Origin of the sequence: Rothia sp. HMSC072B04 (assembly GCF_001813725.1) — a bacterium.
Lineage (GTDB): Bacteria > Actinomycetota > Actinomycetes > Actinomycetales > Micrococcaceae > Rothia > Rothia mucilaginosa.
Window position 1 is genome coordinate 1 of record NZ_KV813783.1, and the last position, 25,091, is coordinate 25,091.

A 25,091-nucleotide genomic window follows, 5' to 3' on the forward strand; every position below is an offset into this window, starting at 1 on the left:
AGTCTTGACTCACCAAACCAACATTTGCCAACATGTTGTATTTACTCTCAGAAGAAGCACCCTTATACGTTATGCTCCCCTGGGCAATTGGTGTAATTCCAAGAATTGCATTTATTAGCGTTGTTTTTCCCGCGCCCGAGGCACCAACTACTGCAATCATTTGATTATTCATCAGCTCAAGATTAATATCTTTAAGCGCAAAAGACGACGAGCCCTCATACTGAACGGATACATCTTTGCATATAATTTTTGAAATATTTTCATGGTTAGGGTTAGAAGTTTTTATCTCAGAAACATGGTCGTAAGTATCAGAGTCGCATACCCTTCGGAATTGCTGAACAGATAATGCTCCATTAATAATCTGACCAAATGAATATCCCACCTCTTGGGTCGCATCAACACAGGCAATGATTCCAATCAGCGATCCGGCCACATACGATATATTGGCGCCTGAATCCACAAGGAAGTACAGGGACGCAAAAAGTAAGACAGAGCAGAGTAGCCCTGCAACTATGGAGATGATTCCTCTAACACTTTCAAGGCTCAATTCCCTACCGGCCGCCCGGCGTCGCCAGGACGCTACGCGTTGCGAGAAAAATCGGGAGGCTCTCATGAGGTGAAGTTCTTGGGCTCGACTCTGAGCCATCAGATTGTCTAGATAGTAGTTCTCTACCCGATAGTCCTCGTACATTAGGGTGTATATAGCGTAATCACGTTTAGCGAGGATTACCATTGCAATAGATAGGGGTAGTGAACACAGTGCCGCAAAAATTGCTGCCACAATGCTGACGTTCGCGATATTAAGACAGAGAAGTAACACCATTGCGAAGGCACTCACCAGTGTCATAACTGACATGGTGTGAACCTGCAATTCCTGTTTCGATATTGCCTCTCTAGCAGCACGTATATCTTCCTGTGATTTTGTGCTACCTATATCAGATAACGGAAATGTAGATAACCTGTTATTTAACATGCAGTGAACCCGATAGTTCACCTTTGATTTGAGGATGAGCATGTTACTTATGACCCAGCGTTTAGCAATGATATTAATTCCGACAACAAGGGCAAGAGCAACGATATAAATCCAGGCCGCGCCACCATTTGAACCGCTCAAGGCTGATACTGTATTACCAATCAGCAGGGACTGACTCAAGGGAATGCAGGCAATGACGGCTAGCGATAGGGCGACGCTCACCAGGGTCGCGGGACAGGTTTTCCATGCTAGGCGGAAGGACCAGAGTATAGAAGAAAATAGCTTTTTCATTCTCACCACGCTCACAAAGTCATACTGAACTCATCTTTGAGCCCTACAACTCCTCGATGAGCGACATTGAAACACTACCCGTGCCTCATTAGTTACCCTACTCCTCATTGAAATATAAAACACACATATTTGCGCGTGTCCAAGAATATTAAGCAGATATATCTGTGATATTTTCAGGCATCCAGGGGTCAACCGACAGCCCTACCCGCAACGCCCCCAGCCGCCCTTCGTCATAGTCAGTCATATTAAGTTCATATTTCTCCCCAATGTCATGTCCAGAAATATTAGGACATCAACCGCCGCATCCCTTGCACACCCTCGGAGGCAGTGGGTAGAGTGAAAGCGTTATCTATCAAGAGCGACCGAGAGATCTGGCTCGTAGACGTCGCAGCAACCTCGCCAGTATCCCCCACCGTCACGGTGCAGGGTACGGACAAGGTGCTCCCGCCAGAACCGATAGAGAAGAATACCCTTCGGCACCCCTTGATGATGTGCACCCGCAAACCGGTACAGCGCATCCTGCAGAAGAATTCACGCACCCTCCCGGTGCGTATCTATCGGGTGAACACGAAGGAAGGTTATGACGACAGTTCACCCGGCTCTTTCTTTTGAGCTGTTCCCACCCCGCTCACACGCAAGCTGCGAGTCGCTACTCCACACCATTGCGGAGCTTGAGGGCACCAACCCCGACTACGTGTCGGTCACCTACGCCGGTGACGCGAAGCGCCGCCAGAAGACCTTGGCGCTGCTCGACCACCTGGTGCATGAAACCTCCCTCACCCCGCTGGCTCACCTGATTTGTGCAGGCCACTCGGTGCATGAGCTGGAGCGTGCGGTCCGCCTGATTCTGGGTCTGGGCGTGCGCGGTTTCCTGGCTCTTCGCGGTGATATTCAGGAAGGTCAGGTTTCTGAACTTCCTTTCGCCCGCTACCTGGTGGAGCTGATTCGCCGCGTGGAGCGTGAAGATTTCGCTCACCTGGCTGCTGGCAAGGTGTCGATCGGTGTGGCGGCGTACCCGCAGAAGCACCCCGAGTCGGCATCCCTGCTGCAGGATATTGAGATTCTGCTGTCCAAGCAGCGTGCCGGCGCGGATTTCGCGATTACTCAGGTGTTCTTTGAGGATGAGCGCTACAGCGCCCTGGTCGATTCGGCGCACCTGGCAGGTGTGGATATTCCGATTATTCCGGGCATCATGCCGGTAACCTCGCTGAAGCGGTTGCAGAATCTCTGCCAGATGGCGGGCATGGAAGTCCCGACGGACCTCGCCTACGCCCTAGAGACGGCGACCAGCAACGCAGAGTTGCACCGCATCGGTGTTGAGTACGCGTTGAACCAGTGCCGCACCGTGATGGACGCGGGCGCGCCGGGTCTGCACTTCTTCACCTTCAACGAGCATGCGGCGGTTCTGGACGTTCTGGATCAGCTGGATTTGCCGCGGTACAGTAACCGTTTCTCTCAGTCGCTGAGCGAACTGGAATACGTCTAAACACCCCCCGCCTCAACCCATAACGCTCCTTGTCGGATGCGTTTCCATTTTCTCCCCCACAAATATTCCGGGAGTTGTTGAGTCCTCCGTTTCACCACCCACAGTCGGGTGGTAAAACGCCGGAACCGACTCCCACATCTATCCCCAGTAAAGGAATAACTATTATGTCGAACACCGCATTCCCCGCCGCAACCATTGTTGGCTACCCCCGCGTGGGCCGCTTCCGTGAGCTGAAGAAGGCTCAGGAGGCTTTCTGGAAGGGCAAGGCAACCCTGCAGGAGCTGCAGGACACCGCCGCTGACGTGCAGCGCACCTACTTCGAGCGCGTGACCGCTGCGGGTCTGAAGGCTGACAACTACTCGATTCCGGCAACCTTCTCCTACTACGACCAGGTGCTTGATGTGGTTCGCCTGTTCACCCTGGTTCCCGAGCGTCTGGCTGAGGCTAAGGATGCACGCGGCCTGCTGGATCTGCCCGGCTACTTCGCACTGGCGCGCGGTACCGAGACCCTGCCTCCTCTGGAGATGACTAAGTGGTTCGACACCAACTACCACTACCTGGTGCCTGAGATTGGTGCCGGTACCGAGATTAAGCTGAACCTTGAGGCTATTGACGAGCAGCTTGAGGTTGCAAAGCAGGCTGGCGTGAAGGTTCGCCCGCAGATTGTTGGCCCGCTGACCCTGCTGCTGGGCGCTAAGGCTGAGCAGGGTTCCGCTGAGGACTTCTCCCCCGTTGACCGTCTGGATGAGTTCGTTGCCGCTTACGCTCAGGTGCTGGAGCAGCTGGCTGAGCGCGGTGTTGAGTGGGTTCAGCTGGATGAGCCGGGCCTGACCGTGGACCGTGCCGACAACGCGAAGGTTGCCGAGCTGGCCGAGCGCACCTACCGCGCCCTGGCTGCCGGCGAGAAGCGCCCGCAGATTCTGGTGACCAGCCCCTACGGTTCCCTGCGTGAGAACCTGCCGGCACTGCTGGGTACCGGTATTGAGGCGCTGCACCTTGACCTGGTGCACGGTGTGTACTCGAAGGCTGAGCTTGAGTCCGTTTCTGCTGCTGGTGTGCACCTGGTTGCCGGTGTTGTGAACGGCCGTAACGTGTGGCGTGCTGATGTTCGTGCCGCACTGAAGACTCTGGAGGCGCTGCCCGGCGCATCCGAGGGTGCCGTGTCTGTGGCTTCCTCGACCTCCCTGCAGCACGTGCCGCACGACCTGGCTCTGGAAGACCCCGCCGAGGTTCCCGTGGACGGCCTGGCATTCGCTGACCAGAAGGTTGCCGAGATTGCTCTGCTGGCTCGTGGCCTGGCTGAGGGTGAGGCTGCTGTTGAGCCGGAGCTGAAGGCTGCTGACGAGGCGCTGGCTCGCTTCGCCGCTGACCCGCGCAAGCACAACGACGAGATTCGTGCCCGCGCCGCAGCTGTGACTCCCGAGGACTTTGACCGCCCGACTATTGACGTTCGCCGCGCGGCTCAGGCTGACCTGAACCTGCCGAAGCTGCCGACCACCACCATCGGCTCCTTCCCCCAGACCGCTGAGATTCGCCGCCGCCGTGCGGAGGCTCGTGCGGGCAAGATTTCCGCTGAGGAGCTGAACGGCTTCCTGCGTGACGAGATTGCTTCGGTCATCAAGTTGCAGGAGGAGCTGGGCCTGGACGTGCTGGTTCACGGTGAGGCCGAGCGTAACGACATGGTTCAGTACTTCGCTGAGAACTTCGACGGCTTCGCAACCACCCGCCACGGCTGGGTTCAGTCCTACGGTTCGCGTTGCACCCGCCCCTCGATCCTGTTCGGTGACGTGAAGCGTCACGGTGAGGGCCTGCGCGGTGAGGCGTTCACCGTTCCGTGGAGCTCCCACGCACAGTCGCTGAGCGACAAGCCGGTCAAGGGCATGCTCACCGGCCCGGTGACGATTCTGGCGTGGTCCTTCGTGCGTGACGACCAGCCGCGCCGCGAGACCGCTAACCAGGTGGCTCTGGCTCTTGCCGACGAGATTGCCGACCTGGAGCAGGCGGGCATCCGCATCATTCAGGTGGACGAGCCGGCTCTGCGTGAGCTGCTGCCCCTGCGCCGCGATGAGCAGCCGCAGTACCTGGACTGGTCGGTGAACTCCTTCCGCCTGGCAACCAGCGCGGTGAAGGATTCCACTCAGATTCACACCCACCTGTGCTACTCGGAGTTCAACGAGATTATCGACTCGATTAACGCTCTGAACGCCGACGTAACCAGCATCGAGGCCGCCCGCTCGCACATGGAGCTGCTGGCTGATATTCCGGAGAGCTTCGTTTCCGGTCTGGGCCCCGGCGTGTGGGACATCCACTCCCCGCGTGTTCCTTCGCAGGATGAGATTGAGTCCCTGCTGAAGGCTGCGATTGGTTACGGCACCATTGCTGACCTGTGGGTGAACCCTGACTGTGGTCTGAAGACTCGTGATTACGAGGAGACCAAGCAGTCTCTGCGTCACCTGGTGGACGCCACCAAGGCGATTCGCGCATCCCTCTAGGAGGCGCCTATTGGTTCCGCTGCCTGCTGCGGGTTGACCGGATGATGGTTTGCTCGCGGTAACCTGCGGCAGGTGGCGGCTGTTCGGCTTCGTGCCGGTATGCGTACCGACTGTATGCCGAGCTTTTGGGGATAGATAACGAGCCCGCCCGTACGGTTTTTCTTCTGCACCGTGCGGGCGGGCTTTTCTGTGCTGTTTTTGGGCGCCGATTTAGTGGCATCCAAGTGGTTTTCTTTTTGAACTTAGGGTATAAATTACTCTAAATTTAAGTGTGGTCTGACCAAAACACATACTTACTCAACAAAGAAAGTATTTATATTCACTGCATCATCTGTGGCGCTGTTGCCCAGTAGACAGATATACATCACACAGATTTAGCACTTCCCTGTAATTCCGGGGTAAAAACAGTATTAATAGAATAATCACTCTGAATATCTGTTCACCATAGTGAACATTCTACTGAAAACTTTTCCAGCAGATTAGCATTTTTATAAGCCGCCGTTTTTAGAATTCCAGCATGACTACTACCACTTCATCAAAGAAGAAGAAGGGTTCTACACCCCGCTGGCTCGCTATTCCGGCACCCAAGCCCCAGCTCAGCGAAGCAGAAGTTAATGCGAAGTACCCGCGCATGCGCCTACAGGTCTTCATGGGTATCTTCATCGGTTACGCGACCTTCTACCTGATTCGTAACAACGTCCCGCTGGTCACCCCGATTCTGACCAAGGAACTTGGCTTCAGCAACGCAGCAATTGGTGCGCTGTCCACCGCACTGCTGCTCGCTTACGGCTTCAGCAAGTTCTTCACCGCAATGATTTCTGACCGCTCGAACGCGCGTTTGTTCCTGCCCATCGGTCTGGTGCTCTCGGGTGTTGCAAACATCCTGCTGGCGCTGACCGGTTACATGGGTGAAGGCGCGGGCGCGACGGGCTACGCTGCTGCTATCGCCTCCATCATGGCGACCATCATGGTCTTCAACGGCATCTTCCAGGGTATGGGTTGGCCTCCCTCGGGTCGTGTGCTCGTGAACTGGTTCTCCACCAGCGAGCGCGGCACGAAGGTTTCCTGGTGGAACACCGCTCACAACGTTGGTGGTGCGCTGTCCGGTCTGCTGGTTGCGTGGGGCTTCTCCATGTTCGGCAAGACCTGGGAAGTTGCCTTCTGGTTCCCGGCTGTTATCAGCTTCGTTCTGGCGTTCGTGGCGTGGCTGTTGATCCGTGATAACCCCGAGGCTGAGGGTCTGCCCACCGTTGACGTGTACCGCAACGACCCGCACAAGGTTGAGTCCACCGCTGAGGATCGTGCAGAATCCACTTGGACCACCATCCGTAAGCACGTGCTGACCAACTCGACCATGGTGTACCTGGCTCTGGCGAACGTGTTCGTGTACACCCTTCGTTACGGCGTGCTGGTGTGGGCGCCGAAGTACCTGCACGATGTGCGCCACGCTTCCCTTGAGGGTGGTATTGCGGGCTTCTCGATTCTGGAGCTTGCCGGTATTGGTGGCACCGTCCTGTGCGGTTACGTTTCTGACCGCATGTTCAAGGGTCGCCGCTCCCCCGCGGGTATCCTGTTCCTGATTGCGACCGTTGGCGCGATTCTGCTGTACTGGCTGCCTTCTTCGGATGCGCCGCTGTGGATTGCGTACGTTGCGTTGGCTCTGATTGGTGGCCTGATTTACGGCCCGGTTATGCTGATTGGTCTGCAGGCTATTGACCTGTCTCCCTCGCACGTTGCGGGTACCGCTGCGGGCTTCACCGGCCTGTTCGGTTACGCGCTGGGTGCGACCCTGGCGTCTGCCGGTATCGGCATTATTGTTGACCACTGGGGTTGGAGCACCGCGTTCGTCTTCATGATTGTGTGCTCGGGTCTGGCTGTGCTGTTCCTCTGGCTGGTTAACGGTGCTGAGAAGCGTCTGATGGCTGAGCGTGCAGAGAAGCTGGCGGCTCAGGCATAATTGCCCGGTCTTTCGTGTAGGGAAGCCACACGTTTGCTGGTGAGTCACCATATGGTGGCTTGTCGGCAATCGTGTGGCTTCTTACGTTAAGAACCTAGAATGGAACCATGACTACTAACTCTGGAATCACTAAAGAATGGGTGGATGAAACCGTCAAGCCGGGCGACGATTTCTTCCGCCACGTCAACGGTAAGTGGCTGGCAACCCACGAAATCCCGGCGGACCGCCCCAAGGACGGCGGCCTGTACACCCTCCGCGATAACGCAGAGAAGCACGTGCGTGAGCTGGTGGAGAAGATCGCGAAGGAGCAGCCGGAGTCCCGTATTGGCGCGCTGTACAACTCCTTCATGGATGTTGAGAAGATTGAGGCGGACGGCCTGGAGCCGCTGCTGAAGGAAATCGCCCCGATTCTGAACTCGGCAACCCCCTCCCACCTGGCTGTGACCCTGGCGCTGCTGTCTCGTGCGGGTCTGCCGCAGCTGTTCGCTTGGTACACCAGCAACGACCCGAAGGACCCGAAGAATTACACGTTCTTCCTGTACCAGTCGGGTCTGGGTCTGCCGGATGAATCCTACTACCGTGAAGAGAAGCACGAGGCTGCATGCGCGGCGTACGTTGAGCATATTGCCCGCATGTTTGAGCTGACCGGTCTGGCTGAGGGCTTCGGCCTGACCCCGGAGCAGGCGGCTCAGCTGGTGTTCACCCACGAGTCGGAGCTGGCTCGCCTGCACTGGAACGTCGTGGAGAACCGCGACGCTGAGGCGACCTACAACCCGTACCAGGCGACCGAGCTGGACGAGAAGTTCCCCGGCTTCCCGTTCTCGCAGTGGCTGCTGGCTCTGGGTGCCGACCCGGAGACCCTGGGTCAGGTTATTGTGGCTCAGCCGTCCTTCTTTGAGGGTGCGGCTAAGCTGTTCACCTCCATCCCGCTGATGAGCTGGAAGCTGTGGGCTGTGTGGACCGTTCTGCGTTCGCGTGCGCCGTTCATGTACGACGAGCTGGTCCAGGAGAGCTTCAACTTCTACGGCAAGACCCTTTCCGGCACTCAGCAGATTCGTGAGCGCTGGAAGCGCGGCGTGGGCGCTGTCGAGAAGGCTCTGGGTGAGGAAATTGGCCAGGAGTACGTGGCTGTGCACTTCCCGCCCTCGCACAAGGAGAAGATGCTGGTTCTGGTCGGCAACCTCCTGGAGGCGTACCGCGAGTCTATTGAGTCACTGGACTGGATGACTGAGGCAACCCGCCAGAAGGCGTTGGAGAAGCTGTCGAAGTTCGTCACCAAGATCGGTTACCCCGATAAGTGGCGTGACTTCTCCGCACTGGAGCTGGTACCCGGTGACCTGTTCGAGAACCTGCGCCGTACCGGAGCGTTTGATGCTGACTGGCTGATTGCCCGTAAGGGTCAGCCGGTGGATAAGTCGGAGTGGCTGATGACTCCGCAGACCGTGAACGCGTACTACATGCCGCCGGCGAATGAGATTGTGTTCCCGGCAGCGATTCTGCAGCCGCCGTACTTCAACCCGGATGCTGACGATGCGGCGAACTACGGCAATATCGGCATGATTATTGGCCACGAGATTGGTCACGGTTTTGACGATCAGGGTTCCCGCTATGACGGCGACGGCAAGCTGGAGAGCTGGTGGACTGAGGAGGATTACGCGAAGTTCAAGGAGCGTACCGCAGCACTGGTGGAGCAGTACAACGCGTACGTTCCGGTGGGTCTGGATCCGAAGTTCCACGTGAACGGTGAGCTGACTCTGGGTGAGAACATTGGCGACCTGTCCGGCATGTCGATTGCATTGAAGGCGTACCGTCTGGCGTTGAAGAAGCAGGGTATTGAGTCGCTGGATGAGGCGCCGGTGATTGACGGCATGACCGGTATTCAGCGTTTCTTCTTCTCGAATGCTCGCGGCTGGTGCACGAAGTCCCGCCCGCAGCATGCTGAGGTGATGATTTCGGTGGATCCGCATTCGCCGGATGAGTTCCGTGTGAACGGTGTGGTGCGCAATATTGATGAGTTCTATGAGGCGTTTGGTGTCTCTGAGGGCGATGCACTGTACCTGGCTCCGGAGGAGCGCGTGCGCATCTGGTAGCATCCCGATAAGGGTATATGCTTTATTGCGTATATAAGTGAGGCGCCCGCCTCGTGGTTTCTAGCCACGGGGCGGGCGCCTCTTTTCTAGAGAGCTGTGGACGCTACACGAAGGTAGGCATCTACTGCTACTGTGCCGAGCGTTGCGTTAGATAATTTCTAGCGCAATATCCATGTGCAGCGGCTCGGTTGCATCGATGTGGTACTGGCTGTGTACCGGCGAGCCCCACGAGTCGTCTCCACCAACGCCGAGCTGACCTGCCAAGATACGCAGGTAGGTGCGGTTGTTCTCGGGCAGCTCCCACTGGTAGGAAGCTTCCTCAATCTGGTAGGAGGAGTAGGGCAGGAGCGATACGTGCAGGCCGTCACCGGCAGTCTGCAGCTGGCGGACACGGAAGCCGTGGTTGCTGTCGTTCGTCACTTCAGCCCAACGGACACCCATGTGGTTGCCACTTTCCTGAGGTACCAGGTACGGTGCGTAGTCCTGCTCGGGGGTGCTTTCCCACACGCCCAGGCGGACGCCGCTGCAACGGTCGGGGTAGGAGTCGCCGGGGCCGAGGCCGTAGTAACGCAGGTGCGAGAACTCGCCGGGCAGTGCCCATTCCAGACCGAATGCGGGCAGGGACGGTGCGTCCTTCTCGCCGGGGTAGTCGATGGTTACTCGCACGTTGCCGGTGCTCTGTGCTTCGTAGCGGACCGTAACAGCGGTGTGAGCGGGGGTTGCCAGCTCGTAGGTGTAGGTCACTGCCACGCTGTCATCGCTGGGCTGCTCGACAGCAACGTTAGCGCAACGGGCGTAGCGGCCTGCAACGGTCCACTGGGCGCGTTCGAAACCGTGTCCGGCGCCGCGGTCGTTGTCGGTCAGGGGCCTGAAGGTGGTGAGCTTCGGGGGGCGAATAACATGCTCGGTGCCGTTGTGTACCCAGGAGACGATGCCGCCCTGAGTGCGGGACAGAATAACTTCAGCCTGGTTGTTGCGCAGACCGACGTTCCAGCGGCCGACGGTCACCGTCGCATCTGCTGCGCCTTCAGCGGTGTTTGCTTCAGCCTGCGATGCGGGGATGACGTACTGACCGAAGGCAATTTCGTGTCCTGCAGGAGCCCATGCGGCGTCTTCAGTGAGCACGAGGCTGACGTCCAGGGTTACTTCTGCGTTGTCGACAGCGTATTCTTCCAGGGGCCAGGGAATTACCAGCTCGTGGGTGGATTCCGGGGCTACGTCGAAGAAGTAGTCTTCCTGCCACTGAGGAACGCCGTTGACCAGCAGGCTAGCCTTGAAGGTGTAGTCTGCGGTGGAGGTGAAGAGGTTGTCGTTGACGACCGTCACGCCCTTCTGGTCGGGGGTGATGCGCAGGTTGGAGTACACTGCCTTCACCTCAGCGGCCTTGGGGCTTACCTTGCGGTCGGCGAAGAGGATACCGTCACCGGAGAATTCGTAGTCGCAAGGGCGTTCGCCGAATGCGCCACCGTAAGCGAGGTATTCGGGGGCGCCTTCGCTCTCACCGGGGTGCCAGAGTGCCTGGTCGATCATGTCCCAGATGAAACCGCCCTGGTAGTGGGGGTAGCGTTCCAGTGCGACGTATTCGTCGATAGCGCCGACCGAGTTGCCCATTGCGTGCATGTATTCGCACATGATGAAGGGCTTCTGGGGGTTGTTCGACAGGTACTTTTCGACGACGTCGGTGTGGGTGTACATACCGGATTCGATGTCGGTGACGTCATCAAATTCGCGGTGCCAGGTGATGCCTTCGTAGTGTACGGGGCGGTTGGGGTCCAGTTCGTGGACTCGGCGGTACATGGAGCGGAATACTTCGCCGCCGTATGCTTCGTTACCGAGCGACCAGATTACTACGGAGGGGTGGTTGTAGTCGCGGCGCATCATGGATTCTACGCGGTCAACGCAGGCGCCTTCCCATTCCATGCGGGAGCCGGGGATCGTGGTCTCGGGGGTGGGAATGTCACCGGGGGTGCACCAGGAGCCGTGAGTTTCCAGGTTTGCTTCGTCAACCAGGTAGATACCGTATTCGTCAGCCAGGGCGTAGAAGCGTGAATCGTTGGGGTAGTGGCTGGTGCGGATAGCGTTGATGTTGTGCTGCTTGCAGAAGAGAATCTCTGAAGTCATGTCTTCAACGGTCAGGACGCGGCCGGTACGCGGGTGGAACTCGTGGCGGTTGACACCCTTGAAGAGGACTCGGTGACCGTTGAGGGTCATGATTCCGTTCTCGATGCGGAAGCGACGGAATCCGACGCGCTGGCTGGTGGATTCTACGGTCTTGCCGTCGTGGAGCAGATCCACCGTCAGAGTGTAGAGAGAGGGCGATTCAGCCGACCAGGGAGCGATACCTTCAAGGGCGTCGGAGGAGATGCGCACGGATGCGTCTTCGGCGGCGACGGTACCAGACCAGATGACCTGGGTGCCGTCAAGGACGCTGGCCTGCAGGGTGTACGCCTTGATTTCTTCACCGTTGAGGGTGACGAGAGCGTCCAGGTGTGCTTCGCCGGTGGGTGCGTCGTAGTCTGCTTCAACGGTGAGGGAGGCGATGCTGACTGCGGGGCGGGCTACCAGGTTCACAGCGCGGAAGAGGCCATGGAAACGCCACGAGTCCTGGCCTTCCAGCCATGAAGCGCTCGAGTATTCGTAGCATGCGACGGTCAGGGTGTGGTTGCCTTCTGCGTCCTTGCCGATGATATCGGTGATGTCGAAGGAGGTGGTGGTGTAACCGTCTTCTGCGTAACCGACGAAGGTGCCGTCAACCCACACGTAAATTGCGGTTGCGAAGCCTTCGAAGGCGAGCACGATGCGGCCCGATTCGCTCAGCATCTTCTTGAGGTCGCCCTCCAGGGTGAAGTGCTTGCGGTAGAGGGCTACGTGGTTCTTCTCGGGGATGTGAGGAGCTTCGGGGTTTTCGTGGCCGTCCCAGGGCATCTGGATGTTGACGTAGGCGGGGCGCCAGAGTCCTTCAGTTTCCAGGGTGGCGGGGACGGGGATGCTCTGGTAGTCGCTTTCGTCGAGGGCGGGGGCGGCGAATTCTGCGGTGGTGACGTCAATTTCTGAGGCCCATGCAGTGCGGACAGCCCACGTGCCGTTGAGGCTCTGCTGGGGGTTTGAGGAGTGATGGTCGGAGTGCGCTGCTTCCCTGTTGACAGCGTACACGGTGGGGTCATCAAGCCACGCTGCTGAGGGTGACTGGGAGGAGACTACGGGAGTCGTTTGTTCGGTGGAAGACATGTCTTTCTTCCTCTCGTATACATCTTTGTTTGGTCCCTTTAAGGATGCCGGAAGGCGTGATGATTGTTGCCTACATTCTGTTCATTCTTTTCCCGCAGAACTTGGCTCTGGTCTACGTGGCACTGGTCCTAATAGCCTCACCGCGCAGAACATTCAGACGTTCAACACGGCTGCTTTCTATGTGCCGCTGGCCATTATTGTGTGCTCGTTCCTCGCCTTCTTCTTCAAGGTTTCTATCTCTGAGAAGGAACACGCGAAGATTGTGAAGGAGCTTGAGGAGAAGCTTGCTTCTGCATAGGTAAAAGCAGGGTAGGTCCTTCACCGCATGAGAGAGGCGCCCGCCTCGTGGTTTTTAGCCACGGGGCGGGCGCCTTTTAGGTGTAGAAGCTACGCGCTTCTAGGCTGAAGCTTTTAGGAAGCAGAAGCCGAGGACGAAGAGGAAGAAGTACGCATACCGGTCAGCTTCCACGCACCGTTCTCGTAGACACCGTGCAGGGTACGCTCCACATCATTCTTACGGTCCGAATCGGAGGAAGCGTTCTCCACACGGTCCTTGCTTGCGATGAACTCACCGCTGTCCATGGTCAGGCGGATATCCCAGTTGTAGGCGTCGCCATCACGCTCGGGCTGTGCGGTAAGCATGGTGATGGTGACGGAGGGGTCCTGCATCCAAATCTTGCCCTGCTGCAGGCCAGCACCCAGGGTGCCTTCTTCGGGTTCGAGCATGTTCTTCAGCTCGGAGTTGTCAACCGCGCATTCACGCAGGGGTTCGGTCTTGCCGGTACGCATGTAGTATTCAATGGCTGCGCCGAAGAATGCGATGGACTGGTACAGGCCTTCTACGCTGTTCTCGTTGGCGACGGCGGGCTTGGTCGGCACGGGGGCGTTCTTGGACGGCTCGGTGCGGGTTGCGGGCTGGTAGTCGGAAGGCTTGGAGGTGTAGCCCTCCAGGGCTGCAACGCCGGAGTAGTCGGTGCGTGCGGTCTTGGATGCCGACGCGGAAGCAGATGCGCTACCGGATGCGTTGCCGCTGGTTGCCTGAGGCTGAGCACCGCAGGCTGCGAGGAGGGTTGCGCCGCCGGTTGCTGCGAGCAGGCCGAGGGCGGATCGGCGGGTTACGTTCTTCATGGGTTCTCTCTATCTGTGGTGTGGTTCCACACCGCGGTGCGGGTGATGCCTGCGGCATCTAACGGGAAGACGGCACTACACGGGGTGTAGTGCCGTCTTCCAGTATATGTTTATTGGGCTTGGGATTCTTTAGCCGCCGTAATAGTAGTAGTGGCTGTAGGAGCTGCCGTAGTAGTCGCTGATGACGATGCGGGTGCGGCGGCCGTAACGGTCGGAGTAGTAGCGGTTGTAGGGGGTGCGGCGCACGGTGGGGCGGTAGGTGGTTGCCTGTGCGGGGGTGAGCAGTGCGCCGAGGGCGGTTGCTGCGCCTGCGCCTGCGGCGGCGAGTGCTGCGCGGCGGGTGAGGCGTGCGGGCTTCTTGGTGGCCATGGTGTGCCTTTCGGGGTCGGTGTTTCTGTGAAGTGACGTGGTGTGTGCACGGCGTGCGGCTGTGCGTTAAACCTTTTTTATTGTAAGCCTCAACGTTAATGTTTTTACGTGCAGAGTGCACCTTCTAGTTGAGGCTTAAACCATGCGGGCTAGTCCACGTTTTTCTGGCAGAAAAATTACGGAAATATTGGTTGAGAAACACGCCGGGCACACGCTAAATGCGGGCTGAAACGCGGGCTACATGTCTACTTCGGCGAGGCCCGAAATTTCCTTATCCTTGATGTGCGGGATGGTGGAGTTCCAGTTCATCCACGCCTTGACCTGGGCGGCTTCTTCGGGGTTGTTCATGTCTGGCCAGCGCTCGTTTTCGATCCTGAATCGGGTCATTGCGAGGAGGGGGTAGCCCTCATAGATGGGCCCGAAACGCGCAATGCGCTTACCCGATTTCGTGTCGAAGGAGACGGAGTCTGAAATTTCACTGTCGGAACTCTGCGTATACGTGACCTTATCGATCGCGTTGAGCGGGTAGAAGGTTTTATTGTCGTGCCCGTTGTCCTCTTCGAATCCTTCCGGCGAGATTTTAGTGTAAGAACCAGCGGTTTCGTTAAAGACATATAGAAGAAAGCACGTGAAGAGGAAAGCTCCGACATCATATAGAAAATGGAATCCTATATCGCCCAGCAGATGCACCATAAACATCAGAGCAGGGGTCATGGGAAGGGCGACGGCAAGCACAATTATTTCGGAGCGGTCGCTTCGAGTAATGTAAATGTTTTTGGCGTACAGCTTCTTGTCTCGGCGTCGGTTGATTTCGTAGACAATGATGGACCGGAATATCTTGTACGCCTGTAGGACATTTACTACGCCCCAGAGGGCAATCATGGTGTAGTTCATCATCATGGTGGTCAACTACCCTTTCTGTTTTATCGGTGACCGGCGGCCTTCCGGCAACGATGCGGAGGGTGCAGGCTCGTTCTCAGAGTAGCCGAGGAAATTAGGTGGTTAAGCCCAGATTCGCGTTATCCGCGGAGTGGTTGCCGAGTCTTCACCGGAGCATTGCGTCGAGTTAACCTTCTGGTCAGATACCGTGCGATAGGCTAAGGATGTGCCCGCCATCTCACCGGGGCGAGCACGATTCACCAACCACTACCGCACAAGGACGTACATACCATGAGCACAACCAAGGTAAGCAGCGAAGCGCACAAGGCAACGAAAGCCTAGAAACCTAGCGCAGAATAACAGCCCACAACCCAGAAAGAAGGTGAAGAGCAGTGAAAAAGAACTCCCCAAGGAAAAAGAACGTTTCAAAGAAAAGGAACACCCCAAAGAAAAAGAGTTACCCAGAGGTAAATTACGTTACCGAAACTGGGGCTTCAAAGAAGATTAACAAAAAGAGGTACGTCAAGAAAAAGAAGAATAAAGTCGACTTCATAGAGTATCTTCGCGACATAGCAAAAGATGTATGGGATGCACGTGGCTCCATCATAACCGTAGTAGTCATTCTAGGGTTCTTCGCGTCCTTACATTTTATGACCAACTACAACCCGGGCAATGAATCCGCTATCTGCACTGTTACCTCAGTCGAAATCATTGAGCACGAGGACCCCTACTCAATCTCTGGTGAATTCGAAACGGAAGAGTGCGGAATCATCACATCGAGCAAATCCCCTGATGGTATCCCCATCCGCAAATACCTCCAGAACTTTAAGACGGGCAAGAAATACAGGGCATACAAGTCCTTCTCTACCCGTAACGATGAATTCGACTTCAGCGTCCTCCGCTTTGAAGAAATCAAAGAGTAACCCCTCCCCCGCAGAAAGGATCCCACCGTGAGCTTTATCGGCGAATTTATTATCGACTTTATTGGAGAGGCCATCGCGTCCTCACCCACACTGCAGCGAGTGCTTCTGTGGATTCTTTTCTCTGCGTCCGTGCTTCTCATGCTTGTCCCCGTCATGACGGGCGAGTACGCGTGGAGCATCCTATCCATCTCCACGATGCTGTTTTCCGTCGTGATGATTGACGGCACGCGTGAGCACGGTGTGCAGGATGCAAAGAACGGCGGCGCGTACCATTACTTTCTGCTGACGGTGGGCACGTTCTGCGTTGCCGCGATTGTTCTGCTCGCTGCTCTCTCCCTGGCGGGTGTCCCGCCGGTTGCCTCCACCCCGCAGGTGGACGGTATCAATTTCGCGCCCTGGTATGTGGTGGTGTCCGCGCTGGTTCTGCTGCTGTTCTTCTACAATGCCGCGCAGCCGAGCGAGGAGATCCCTAACCTGCACCGTATGGAGCGCATCAACCGGTATGTGCGCGCGGTGGTGCTGGGTGTGAGCGCCCTGATGGTGCTCTTCTGCCTGGTTATTCCGGTGGTTTCGTTCGCTACTGCCGGTTATGAGCCTGTGGGTGTTTCGGTGGTGCTGTGCCTGGTGCCGGTCTTCCTGATTTTTGTGCGCCGCACCCTGTTCAAGCTGTGGGCGTCGACCTTTGAGGAGGGCACTGCCGGGTATGGCGTGTTGCGTGGCTTCTGCGTAGCCCTGGTGGGTTTGGGTGGATGTTTGGCGGCGGTCCGTCTTGCCGTTGATGTTGTGCAGTCCGGTAGCGGGTTGTCGCTGGTGTATGTGGTGCCGGTGATCGCCTCGTACCTGCTGGTGAAGAGGTACGTGACCGTGGGTGTTGCTATCCCCGAGAAGGATGACGAGGAGGACCCGGAGGCTGAACCTGCAGCAAGCTAAACCGTGGAGCCCCGCGGGTTGATGAGTCTTGTGCGCCAAGCGCACGGTCTAGGACGATTCGCACACCGGGGTATCCTTGGGGAAGGTACGCCACTTGCCGGTGGTGCGCTTCCGGATATTCACCAACCACACGAAACGAGAACCCATCATGCGCATTTTCCTGATTATTATCTGGGGTATTATGGCCTTCATCTCGGTAACCGGAACGCTCTACATCATTACCAACTATGAGATTCAGCGCTGGAAGGATATGGAGCGCCGCCGCCAAGGCGCGTATATCCGACGGGTTAATCAGGCAGAGGCTCTTCTAACAATATTTACCCCTGGGTTCCCGTGTCTTGGTTTCTTTCTCCATCTTGTTGAGGAGGGGTCTCCAGGTTTTTGGTATGAACTGGGTGGGATACTTATGTCAATTATGTTCATGCTGTACGCCTGGTATGTCCATGTTGCCTATGTGAAGATCTCCCCTGAAGGTATTGAGCAGCGTATGTGGTCGGCGCGTACGACCGTGTACCCGGTCAACGCTATTGACGGCATTGAATACTACGAGGCAACCTCTACAGACGACCAGGACCTTGTGTCTTTCTACAGTAAATCCGGAAAACTCATTGCCGCTTTCTGCCCGATTATTCACAAGAATTACCGCCTCATGGCGATTGTGCGGTTCAGGATTGATAATGACCGCTGGCCTGATATGAATAATCCGAGTGATATTGCTCGGGTGGATGCTCTAGATAGTGGCCCTGATACAGTCCCGTACTTCAGGGGAAAAGAGAAAGTCACCGGCCTCGCCGACGTCGACATGTAGCACGGCATCAACCCCCGAGAATCAAGCACAGGAAAGCCCCCGCAGCCGAGAGTCATCCTCTCAGCCGCGGGGGCTTTATCGTATCAGCGTGTCCTCACGCGGCGAGCGCTAGGAGGCGCGGCGGCGAGAACGCAGCACCATCACAGTGCCAGCACCGAGCACCAGTGCGCCGCCCACAGCCACAGACACCGCACCAAAACCAGTACGCGCCAGGCCGCCCTGCTGGGAGCTCACGCCACCCGACGCAGCAGACACACCGGACTGACCCAAAGAGCCGCCGCCAGTGCCACCACCGGAAATACCGCCCGGGTACACGCCGCCAGCAGAACCATCAGCCGAACCGTCAGCCGAACCCTGCGCGTTCACGTCACCGGCAGCACCAGAAGCACCAGCCTGACCGGACTGACCAGCCTGCGCGGTACCAGACTGTGCGGAGCCGGGCTGGTTAGCACCAGCGGTACCGCCCGGGGTTGCCGAATCCACACGGCGCACACCACTAAAGTCGTCCTTAGCCGCATTCGGGTCCTTCGGCACGGCAGTCTCAAACGAGCACGCATCCGACGCCTTCTTACCCACAGCAACCGCAAGCTGCTGCACCGGGCTGTTCACCTCAGTACCATCAGCCAGAGTCGCAGAATAGTGCACATCAAACATGTACTGGCCGGGCTCAGAGAACACCCAGTTCGCGTGTGCGTGCGTCGCGTAATCAATGTCGATCGTGGTCTTGCCGGTCGTCGAATCCAGCAGCACATCCGCACCGTTCAGCGACTCAGTGAACATGCCGAAGCGCGCACCCTCAGGCATGACCTTCGGCACCACGTGCAGGCGCACGGGGCCGCGCAGCTGCGAGTAGTCAATGTCCTGCGTGTTGTAGCCGGGCCAGGGCAGGCCGCTCTGCTGGGTCTGCGGCAGGCCGTAGAAGGCGGTACCGACCGGACCCATGAAGTTCAGCTTCTCATCAGCCATACGTTCGGTGCGTACACGGCGGGCGTTCTCACTGACGGTCCACACGACCGAATCGAGCGGGCGCACGGTCGAATCAGCGTCAATGATGCCGCTGTCATCGCGCAGACCCACGGACAGCTGGCGGTCCTTCAAGGTCGCCTGGATGTCCAGGTGGCCGTGCGAAATCTTGGTGCGGCCGTCAATCTTGCCGGGCACGCACTGGTGGCCGGGGGTTCCGGGGGTGGACGGCTGCGCAGACGGTGCCGGGCTAGTCGGAGCAGGTGCGCTCGGGGTCGGGTTCGCGGGCGCGGGGCTAGACGGCGCCGGAGTCGTCGGAGCCGGAGTGGAGGGTGCCGGAGCAGGCACGCTCGGCTCTGCGGAGGCGGTCGGCACCGCAGGCACGGTCGGAACCTCGGTGGGGGACACCGACGGAACGGTGCTGGGCTCAGCAGTCGGAGCCTCGGAAGGAGCCTCGCTCGGCTCAGCGCTAGGAGCTTCAGTCGGCGCGACGGTAGGCTCAGCGCTCGGCGACGGATCCACCGGAGCAGGCTTCGGCGCATCGCTAATGGGTGCGCTATCGGGAGCCAACGCACCGTGCGCAGTGTACTTGGTGCCCGGCTCGTAGTTCGCCGCAACCTCAGTGGTGGAAGCAGAAGCGTTCATATCCGGGTGGGTCAGCATCTTCACGCGCAGAGCCGTGCCCTTGTAGAACGACTCGTCACGGAAGGTAAAGCGCGCCACACCATCCTCAACGGAGCCTTCCAGGTCGAGGTACGGGTAGACCGGGTCATCCTGGGCGTAGAAGCCGCCGCGCATGAAGCCGCGCACCTTCGGGTCCTTGAAGCGGACCTCAACGGTGCTGAAGCCGTTGCCGTTCGGGGTGACGGTCACGTCGTAGTCCATGCTGGTCGGCGTGTACTGCTGGGTGCTGAGTACGGTGTTCGCCTGATCCGGGATTTCTTCGGGCCAGGAGCCGTTACCGTCATCGCTGTACACGCTCTCGGAGCGGCCGGGCTCGTAGGTGAGCTTGTGCGAGATCCAGCGGGACGCCTCCGCGCTGTTCGCGTCGGAGGTGTCGGGGGTGAAGACAGCCTGCAGCTGGGAGCCTTCGCTACCGAGCATTTCAGACCAGGTGGCGGTACCGTTCACAACCGGCAGGTCGGTCAGGAAGTAGCCGTTGTTGTACAGGGTCAGGGTGCCCTTGAGGTTCTTGTTCGCGGCGGTGAAGGTGATGTCGCTGAGCTTGTCGTCAGCGTCCTTGTTCTTAGCCGGGTCGGCGTCCAGGCGGTGCGGTGCCACGGACAGCACGTACTTTGCGGCGTCCAGGTCACCGACGGGTGCCGCATTGTAGCGGTCAACCGTGGGTACGGCGGTCGGGGTGCCGTCACCGAGCACGGGCTGCATGCCGCCAACCTGCCAGACCAGCTTCGACGGCTTGGAGCTAATAATGCGGCCGTCGGTGGAGCGCGCCACGGTGCGGTAGGTGACCACGTAGCGGCCGGGGCGGGTGAAGGTCGTGGTGTTGTGGGTGTGGCTACCCTTGTCGAGCAGCCAGGAGTGCCAGCCGGTCGAGCTGCTGGAGAGCATGCGGTACACGTCGGCGGGGGCGTCGTCCGGGTTGTAGCGGAAGAGCTCCATACGGCCGGGGCCCTCAACGGAGAGAATGTCGGTAGCGAACACGCCGTCACGGAAACGCTCGGTGGGCACCTTCGTGGATGCGCCCAGGCCAGCCCAGATGGGGTCCTGGTTGCCGTAGGTCAGGTGCGGTGCCATGTAGAGGGTCTGGCCGGGTTCGCCGAGGAACGCCAGGGAGGGCGAGTCGCCCAGGGTCATGGTGTACTGCGACTTGCCGTCCCTGGTGCTGTAGCCCTTGCCGACCCAGTTGACGGTCTTGTCCAGTTCGTAGGTGTCTGCGCCGGTCTTGTAGGGGTTCGCCTCGTTCATGAGGACGAAGGTGCCGTTCTGCTCGTCCCAGTATGCCTTGGGGGCGTCAACGTGGCCCTTGGTGGTGACGATTTTGCCGTCGTCGGGGCCTGCTGCAGCGGGCAGGGAGGGGGCAGCGCCGGCAAGCGCGAGCAGCGCTGCGGCGGAGAGGAATGCGGCTGCGCGGCGGAGGGCGGGCTTGCCGCCGGGGATGAAGAGTGCGGGGGTGTGTGTGGTGACCCGTCGTTGGGTCTGCTTCTGAGAGCTCATGACAACCTTTCTCATTTTTCTATCCTCTAGGGTAGCTCTTTTGCAAATAATTGTCATTTAGAACCTAAGTGAGTATAGTGATTCTCAGAAACACGTGTGCGCCGAGGCGCACCCAAAAACGCACACTACGTACATCCACAAAGAGAAAAACACGGCAGAGCGCACCCCGAGCCCAAGAGGGAAACCGGCAACAGGCCGCCGGACCCAGCACCGGGCAAACCCCGAAAACATCGGGCAACGCGCCAGCCAACGAGCAGTCATCCAAGGAGCCACCATGCAAGGACGCACCAAACCCCTGAGCCTACTCAGCGCAACCACCCTCGGATGCACCCTCGCACTCGGGGCACCCCTCGCCCTCCCTCAGGTCGGCACCTTCACCGCCGCGCAGGCACAGGAAAACCAGGCGCAGGAAAACCAGACCGGCACCCAGGCAGGTACCGAGTCGCGCGGTTACGTCAGCTACGAAGGTGACTACGTCATCGCGGGCGTACACACCGAAATGCTCAACGCCTTCCTCGACGGCAACCAGTTCACCCTCGGCACCCTCGCAGACACCGGCCCCGGCCAGCAGGGACGATTCAACCCCGCCCGCACCGTCTTCCACCTGCCCGACGTCGAGGATGCACACACCAAGGTCGTAGCAGGCTACGACTACATTGCCCCCGAAGGCACCGACATCTTCTACATTCCCTCCACCCGCACCCGCGGCCTGCTCTACCCCGGCCTCGGTGCGGAAGGAATCCGCCCCGGCGCACTCAAGGACAACACCATCAAACTTGAACTCGTGCGCAGCAGCGTACCCGAAGGCGGCCGCGCCGAAGTCTTCACCGAATCCGGTCGCGACAACCCGCGCGTCTTCAGCACCAACGACCAGCTCGCACCGCACACCATCACCGCTGGCGGCCACGAGCACCTCAGCTGGGCATTCACCCGCGAAGGCATCTACCAGCTGACGTTCCGCGCCACCGCAACCCTTGCCGACGGCACCCCGGTCAGCTCCGAGGCAACCTACACCATCGCCGTGGGCACTAACGCTGAGGACGGCTTCAAGCTCCTGAACGCGCAGAACGCCGCAAAGGAAGCAACCAAGGAAGCCACGAGCGAGGCAACCACTACCCCCGAGGCGAGCGCCACCGCCACCGAGAGCGCCACCAGCAGCCCCAGCGCATCTACCTCCGCAAGTGCTGAGGCGAGTGCATCTGCTGAGGCGAGTGCATCCACCGGTATTCGCCGCGTGGATGGATCCGTGAACGGTCAGAATGCCGCGCAGGTGACCGACCCGAACGGCGCGAAGGTAGCGGCAAATGGTGAGCAGGCATCCCAGGGTGGATCCGGTGTAACCGCTATCAGCGGCACCGACAACACTAATAACGGCTCCGACAAGGGTGAAAACAAGGGCGGCAACTCCCGCAGCAGCGTAAAGGGCTCCAACGCCCAGAACATCAGCGCACCCAGCAACGGCGGCGGCATTACCGGTAACGGCGTGCTGTCCTCCGGTCTGCCCGGCAGCCTGAACCAGCAGTGCATCGCCACCGAGGTTCCCGCCGAAGATGCCAAGGACTCCAAGGACGCTCAGAAGGACAACAAGCAGAGCAACCAGGCAGCCCAGGCACCGACCAGCATCCCCACCCTCGCCGTGGTCAACACCGCCGAGCACAGCGGCCGTGAAGAAGTCACCCACGGCCACTTCGACGTGGGCCCGATCCTCAACGGCGGCAACCTCACCAGCAGCGTGAAGGACGACCGCACCAGCCCCGCCCGCCACGTCTCCCCCGGCGCCCTCGAGTTCGTGCTCAATGACGCCGCGAAGATCAACCTGCCCGCAGGCATGGAGAACATCGCCCCGGCGGGCACCCCCGTGCACATGATCGGTGCAACCCAGCAGCAGGGCGTGCCCTGGCTCGGCTGGAGCACCCAGGACCCCGAACTGCTCAAGCAGCTCGACGGCCCCGTCACCATGAGCCTCAACGGTTTTGAGGGCCCCGGAACCATGTCCACCTTCCTCTCCGGCAACTTCGGTTCCGCCGGTCAGAAGGTCTTCGATTCGCGTAGCGGCGGCTCCTTCCAGGTGCCCGCAAACACCCACCAGCACAGCAACTGGGTGTTCACCGCTGAGGGTCGCTACACCGTGACCATCGGCTGGACTGCGCGCCTGAAGAACGGCCAGCAGGTCAGCAGCGAATCGGTTCTGCACTTCACCGTCGGCAACCCCGATAACGCCCCGGCAAGCAACAACGCGCAGGGTGCGGCAGAAACCAAGCATGACGGCGGCAACGCTAACGGCACCAACAACGGCGGCGAGAAGAGCACCGCAAAGAACCCCGTCAACGGCACCGTCGACGAAGCCACCGGCATCGTCACCAAGCCCGACGGATCCAAGGTGCGCATCGTCGGTAAGACCGCCTCCGGTGAGGATTGCGCCCTGACCAGCCAGGAACTCGCGAACGCCCAGAAGGCAGCCGCGGCGGGTAAGCTGCCGAACACCGGTGTGGTCATCGACCCGTTCATGGTCAGCACCTCCATTCTGGCGCTGGCACTCGGTGCCATGATTCTGCGTTCGGCACGCCGAAAGGGCCGCAGCGGTGACACCGCATAGCGGGCATACCGGCAACCGCGCGCAAGCATATAGTCGGCGTACCGCCCTCACCCTCGCCTCCCGCATTGCGGTGGGTGCGGGGGTGGGGGCTGGTGCCTTCGCGCTGAGCGGATGCGCCAGCACCGTGAACGCTTCCTCCGACCGGATGCGCGTGGTCGCCACGACCCCAATTCTGGCGGACTTGGCGCAGCAAATTGCAGGAGAGCGCGCCAGCGTGCACTCCCTGGTGCCTGCCGGTGCTGACCCGCACTCGTATGAGCCGAGCCTGCGCGATATCCGCGATGTCGCCTACGCACGCTGCGCCCTGACAAACGGTCTGCTGCTGGAGCAGCGTAAGCTCAGCAAAATGGTTGAGGCGAACCTGCCCGCAGGCGTTGTGTCCGTGGCGGTTGCGGAGAAGATTGAGCAGTACGGCGGCAAGCTCGAAGCCATTGTTGAGGATGCCTCCCTGGACTCCATCTGGCTGGGTTTGCGCGTTGAAGAGGGCGGGCAGAACGAATCTGCCCCCGCCGACTCTTCGGATGCAGGCATGCGCTTTGAGGTGCAGAGCGTGCGGGCGCGCACCTCTACCGATTCGTCGAATGCGCAGTTGGCGGCGTTCATTACGCAGACCTTCGGCGCGGTGGAGATGCTGTGCGATTCGCATGCGCGCGGCGTGAACCTCACCCGTGAGGGGGACACCGCGATCCGCACCGGCGATATGGGTTCGCTGGAGCTTCCGTTGCAGGCGCATACGCACCTGTCGTGGGCGTTTAGTGATGCCGGCGAGTACGCCATTGAACTGAGTGCCACCGCAGTCAATGCGCCGGAGTCGGTGCGTTCCTCGCGCGGCACCCTGTACTGCGCGGTCGGTCGTGACCCGCAACAGCTGGTGGACCGCCTGGCGAAGGAACAGAACATTTCCGCTTCGGACATCAAGGTTCTTTCCGCAGGTCACGCCGATATTACGGCACGCACCGGCGACGGCAGGCTCGTGCTTCGCGCGGATTCCTCCCAGGGCGCCGTAGAGTACGAACTGAACCGCACCGTGGTCGCGGTCCCCTCCCGCACCCTGCAGGAGGTGCCCGCCGGCGGTAGCTACCGTTTCCTGCGTTCGGGTGCTTCGGAGCATCGCGGTCAGGTGTACCTGCTGGCGCAGGCCGTTCTGGGCAAGCACGTGCACGGCGAAATCGACCCGCACATTTGGCATTCGGTGCCGAACGCGAAGGCGAGCGTGCAGGTCATCCGTGACGCGCTCATCTCCGCCGATCCGGCGGGTGCGAGCGAGTACGCAACCCGCACCGAGCAGGTCATGAAGGAGCTTGACGCCCTGGACGCTCAGCTGCGTCAGGTGTACGGGGGCCTGCCGGAGTCGGCACGCAACCTGGTCACCACGCACGACGGCTACCGCTACCTGGCGAGCACCTACGGGTTGCACATTGCCGGTTTTGTGAGCGCCAGCGCCAGCGGCGAGCCGAGCATTCAGCAGCGTCAGCGCCTGCGTCGCACGGTCGAGGATTTGAAGGTTCCAGCGATTTATCTGGACAAGTCCACGGCGATGCGTTCGCCAGTTCTGACGGAGCTGGCCCGGGAGGCTCAGGTGCGTACCGGGGTGCTCTATTCGGATACCCTGGATGCGCAGGCTCCTCACTACGCGCAGATGATGCTGGCGAATGCTCACACGATTGCACTGTGCTCGGGGGCTAGTTCTGGCGGCGATTCTTCGGGTGCTAGCTGCTCGGAGGCAAGCACCTCGTAACCCGGTTTTAAGCTCCCCACAAGCTCATATAGCCGTATTGGTATATAGATAATCTTTCACGCACC

Annotated in this window: 15 protein-coding genes and 1 riboswitch; of the genes, 9 read left to right on the plus strand and 6 right to left on the minus strand. The window is 59.4% G+C overall.

All coding sequences use genetic code 11. The annotated features are described in order from the left end of the window. The coding region (locus HMPREF2928_RS00075; RefSeq protein ID WP_070686900.1) for an ATP-binding cassette domain-containing protein at window positions 1-1,264 on the minus strand (1,264 nt) is incomplete at its 3' end. A gap of 346 nt (window positions 1,265-1,610) precedes the next feature. Further along, window positions 1,611-1,727, plus strand: a riboswitch (SAM riboswitch). 117 nt (window positions 1,728-1,844) lie between these two features. Between HMPREF2928_RS00075 and HMPREF2928_RS00080 the strand changes: the two genes are divergently transcribed. The 4 genes from HMPREF2928_RS00080 to HMPREF2928_RS00095 all read left to right on the plus strand — a co-directional run bounded on the left by HMPREF2928_RS00080 (window position 1,845) and on the right by HMPREF2928_RS00095 (window position 9,289). Further along, on the plus strand, window positions 1,845-2,750 hold the full coding sequence (locus HMPREF2928_RS00080) for a methylenetetrahydrofolate reductase (RefSeq protein ID WP_070686846.1): 906 nt from the start codon (window positions 1,845-1,847) through the stop codon (window positions 2,748-2,750). Window positions 2,751-2,914: 164 nt separating this feature from the next. Further along, window positions 2,915-5,242, plus strand: a complete 2,328-nt coding sequence (gene metE / locus HMPREF2928_RS00085) for a 5-methyltetrahydropteroyltriglutamate--homocysteine S-methyltransferase (protein WP_070686848.1) — start codon at window positions 2,915-2,917, stop codon at window positions 5,240-5,242. A 517-nt stretch (window positions 5,243-5,759) separates the two neighbouring features. Then, complete coding sequence (locus HMPREF2928_RS00090; RefSeq protein WP_070604005.1) at window positions 5,760-7,199, plus strand: MFS transporter; 1,440 nt, start codon at window positions 5,760-5,762, stop codon at window positions 7,197-7,199. 107 nt (window positions 7,200-7,306) lie between these two features. Beyond that, on the plus strand, window positions 7,307-9,289 hold the full coding sequence (locus HMPREF2928_RS00095) for a M13 family metallopeptidase (RefSeq protein ID WP_070633901.1): 1,983 nt from the start codon (window positions 7,307-7,309) through the stop codon (window positions 9,287-9,289). Between the two features lie 147 nt (window positions 9,290-9,436). Here HMPREF2928_RS00095 and HMPREF2928_RS00100 read toward each other — a convergent pair whose 3' ends face one another. From HMPREF2928_RS00100 to HMPREF2928_RS00120, 4 genes are all read right to left on the minus strand, one after another. Beyond that, window positions 9,437-12,517, minus strand: coding sequence for a beta-galactosidase, LacZ type (locus tag HMPREF2928_RS00100; RefSeq protein ID WP_070686850.1), 3,081 nt, complete (start codon window positions 12,515-12,517; stop codon window positions 9,437-9,439). Window positions 12,518-12,928: 411 nt separating this feature from the next. Then, on the minus strand, window positions 12,929-13,645 hold the full coding sequence (locus HMPREF2928_RS00110) for a DUF6318 family protein (protein WP_070686852.1): 717 nt from the start codon (window positions 13,643-13,645) through the stop codon (window positions 12,929-12,931). A 129-nt stretch (window positions 13,646-13,774) separates the two neighbouring features. Next, window positions 13,775-14,014, minus strand: a complete 240-nt coding sequence (locus HMPREF2928_RS00115; RefSeq protein WP_049354346.1) for a hypothetical protein — start codon at window positions 14,012-14,014, stop codon at window positions 13,775-13,777. 237 nt (window positions 14,015-14,251) lie between these two features. After that, complete coding sequence (locus tag HMPREF2928_RS00120; protein WP_083311356.1) at window positions 14,252-14,914, minus strand: hypothetical protein; 663 nt, start codon at window positions 14,912-14,914, stop codon at window positions 14,252-14,254. 371 nt (window positions 14,915-15,285) lie between these two features. Between HMPREF2928_RS00120 and HMPREF2928_RS00125 the strand changes: the two genes are divergently transcribed. From HMPREF2928_RS00125 to HMPREF2928_RS00135, 3 genes are all read left to right on the plus strand, one after another. Then, window positions 15,286-15,816, plus strand: coding sequence for a hypothetical protein (locus tag HMPREF2928_RS00125; protein ID WP_070686855.1), 531 nt, complete (start codon window positions 15,286-15,288; stop codon window positions 15,814-15,816). Between the two features lie 27 nt (window positions 15,817-15,843). Next, a complete protein-coding gene (locus HMPREF2928_RS00130; RefSeq protein ID WP_070686857.1) occupies window positions 15,844-16,746 on the plus strand; it encodes a hypothetical protein in 903 nt (300 codons plus the stop codon). A 148-nt stretch (window positions 16,747-16,894) separates the two neighbouring features. After that, window positions 16,895-17,554 carry a hypothetical protein gene (locus HMPREF2928_RS00135; protein WP_049354389.1) on the plus strand — a complete coding sequence of 220 codons (660 nt, stop codon included), beginning with the start codon at window positions 16,895-16,897 and terminating at the stop codon, window positions 17,552-17,554. Between the two features lie 108 nt (window positions 17,555-17,662). Here HMPREF2928_RS00135 and HMPREF2928_RS00140 read toward each other — a convergent pair whose 3' ends face one another. Beyond that, window positions 17,663-20,692, minus strand: coding sequence for a choice-of-anchor M domain-containing protein (locus HMPREF2928_RS00140; RefSeq protein WP_070686859.1), 3,030 nt, complete (start codon window positions 20,690-20,692; stop codon window positions 17,663-17,665). A 274-nt stretch (window positions 20,693-20,966) separates the two neighbouring features. On the opposite strand from HMPREF2928_RS00140, the gene HMPREF2928_RS00145 reads away from it, so the two are divergent. Together HMPREF2928_RS00145 and HMPREF2928_RS00150 are read left to right on the plus strand one after the other, a co-directional pair. After that, on the plus strand, window positions 20,967-23,288 hold the full coding sequence (locus HMPREF2928_RS00145; RefSeq protein ID WP_070686861.1) for a TIGR03773 family transporter-associated surface protein: 2,322 nt from the start codon (window positions 20,967-20,969) through the stop codon (window positions 23,286-23,288). Then, a complete protein-coding gene (locus tag HMPREF2928_RS00150) occupies window positions 23,275-25,026 on the plus strand; it encodes an anchored repeat ABC transporter, substrate-binding protein (RefSeq protein WP_070686863.1) in 1,752 nt (583 codons plus the stop codon). Before HMPREF2928_RS00145 ends, HMPREF2928_RS00150 begins: the two co-directional genes overlap by 14 nt. The last annotated feature ends 65 nt before the right edge of the window (window positions 25,027-25,091 follow it).

Excerpts from the sequence above, each read along its gene's own strand:
- HMPREF2928_RS00080 (WP_070686846.1), top strand. The coding sequence starts at position 1,845 with ATGACGACAGTTCACCCGGCTCTTTCTTTTGAGCTGTTCCCACCCCGC.
- metE (WP_070686848.1), top strand. The coding sequence starts at position 2,915 with ATGTCGAACACCGCATTCCCCGCCGCAACCATTGTTGGCTACCCCCGC.
- HMPREF2928_RS00090 (WP_070604005.1), top strand. The coding sequence starts at position 5,760 with ATGACTACTACCACTTCATCAAAGAAGAAGAAGGGTTCTACACCCCGC.
- HMPREF2928_RS00095 (WP_070633901.1), top strand. The coding sequence starts at position 7,307 with ATGACTACTAACTCTGGAATCACTAAAGAATGGGTGGATGAAACCGTC.
- HMPREF2928_RS00100 (WP_070686850.1), bottom strand. The coding sequence starts at position 12,517 with ATGTCTTCCACCGAACAAACGACTCCCGTAGTCTCCTCCCAGTCACCC.
- HMPREF2928_RS00110 (WP_070686852.1), bottom strand. The coding sequence starts at position 13,645 with ATGAAGAACGTAACCCGCCGATCCGCCCTCGGCCTGCTCGCAGCAACC.
- HMPREF2928_RS00115 (WP_049354346.1), bottom strand. The coding sequence starts at position 14,014 with ATGGCCACCAAGAAGCCCGCACGCCTCACCCGCCGCGCAGCACTCGCC.
- HMPREF2928_RS00120 (WP_083311356.1), bottom strand. The coding sequence starts at position 14,914 with ATGATGATGAACTACACCATGATTGCCCTCTGGGGCGTAGTAAATGTC.
- HMPREF2928_RS00135 (WP_049354389.1), top strand. The coding sequence starts at position 16,895 with ATGCGCATTTTCCTGATTATTATCTGGGGTATTATGGCCTTCATCTCG.
- HMPREF2928_RS00140 (WP_070686859.1), bottom strand. The coding sequence starts at position 20,692 with ATGAGCTCTCAGAAGCAGACCCAACGACGGGTCACCACACACACCCCC.
- HMPREF2928_RS00145 (WP_070686861.1), top strand. The coding sequence starts at position 20,967 with ATGCAAGGACGCACCAAACCCCTGAGCCTACTCAGCGCAACCACCCTC.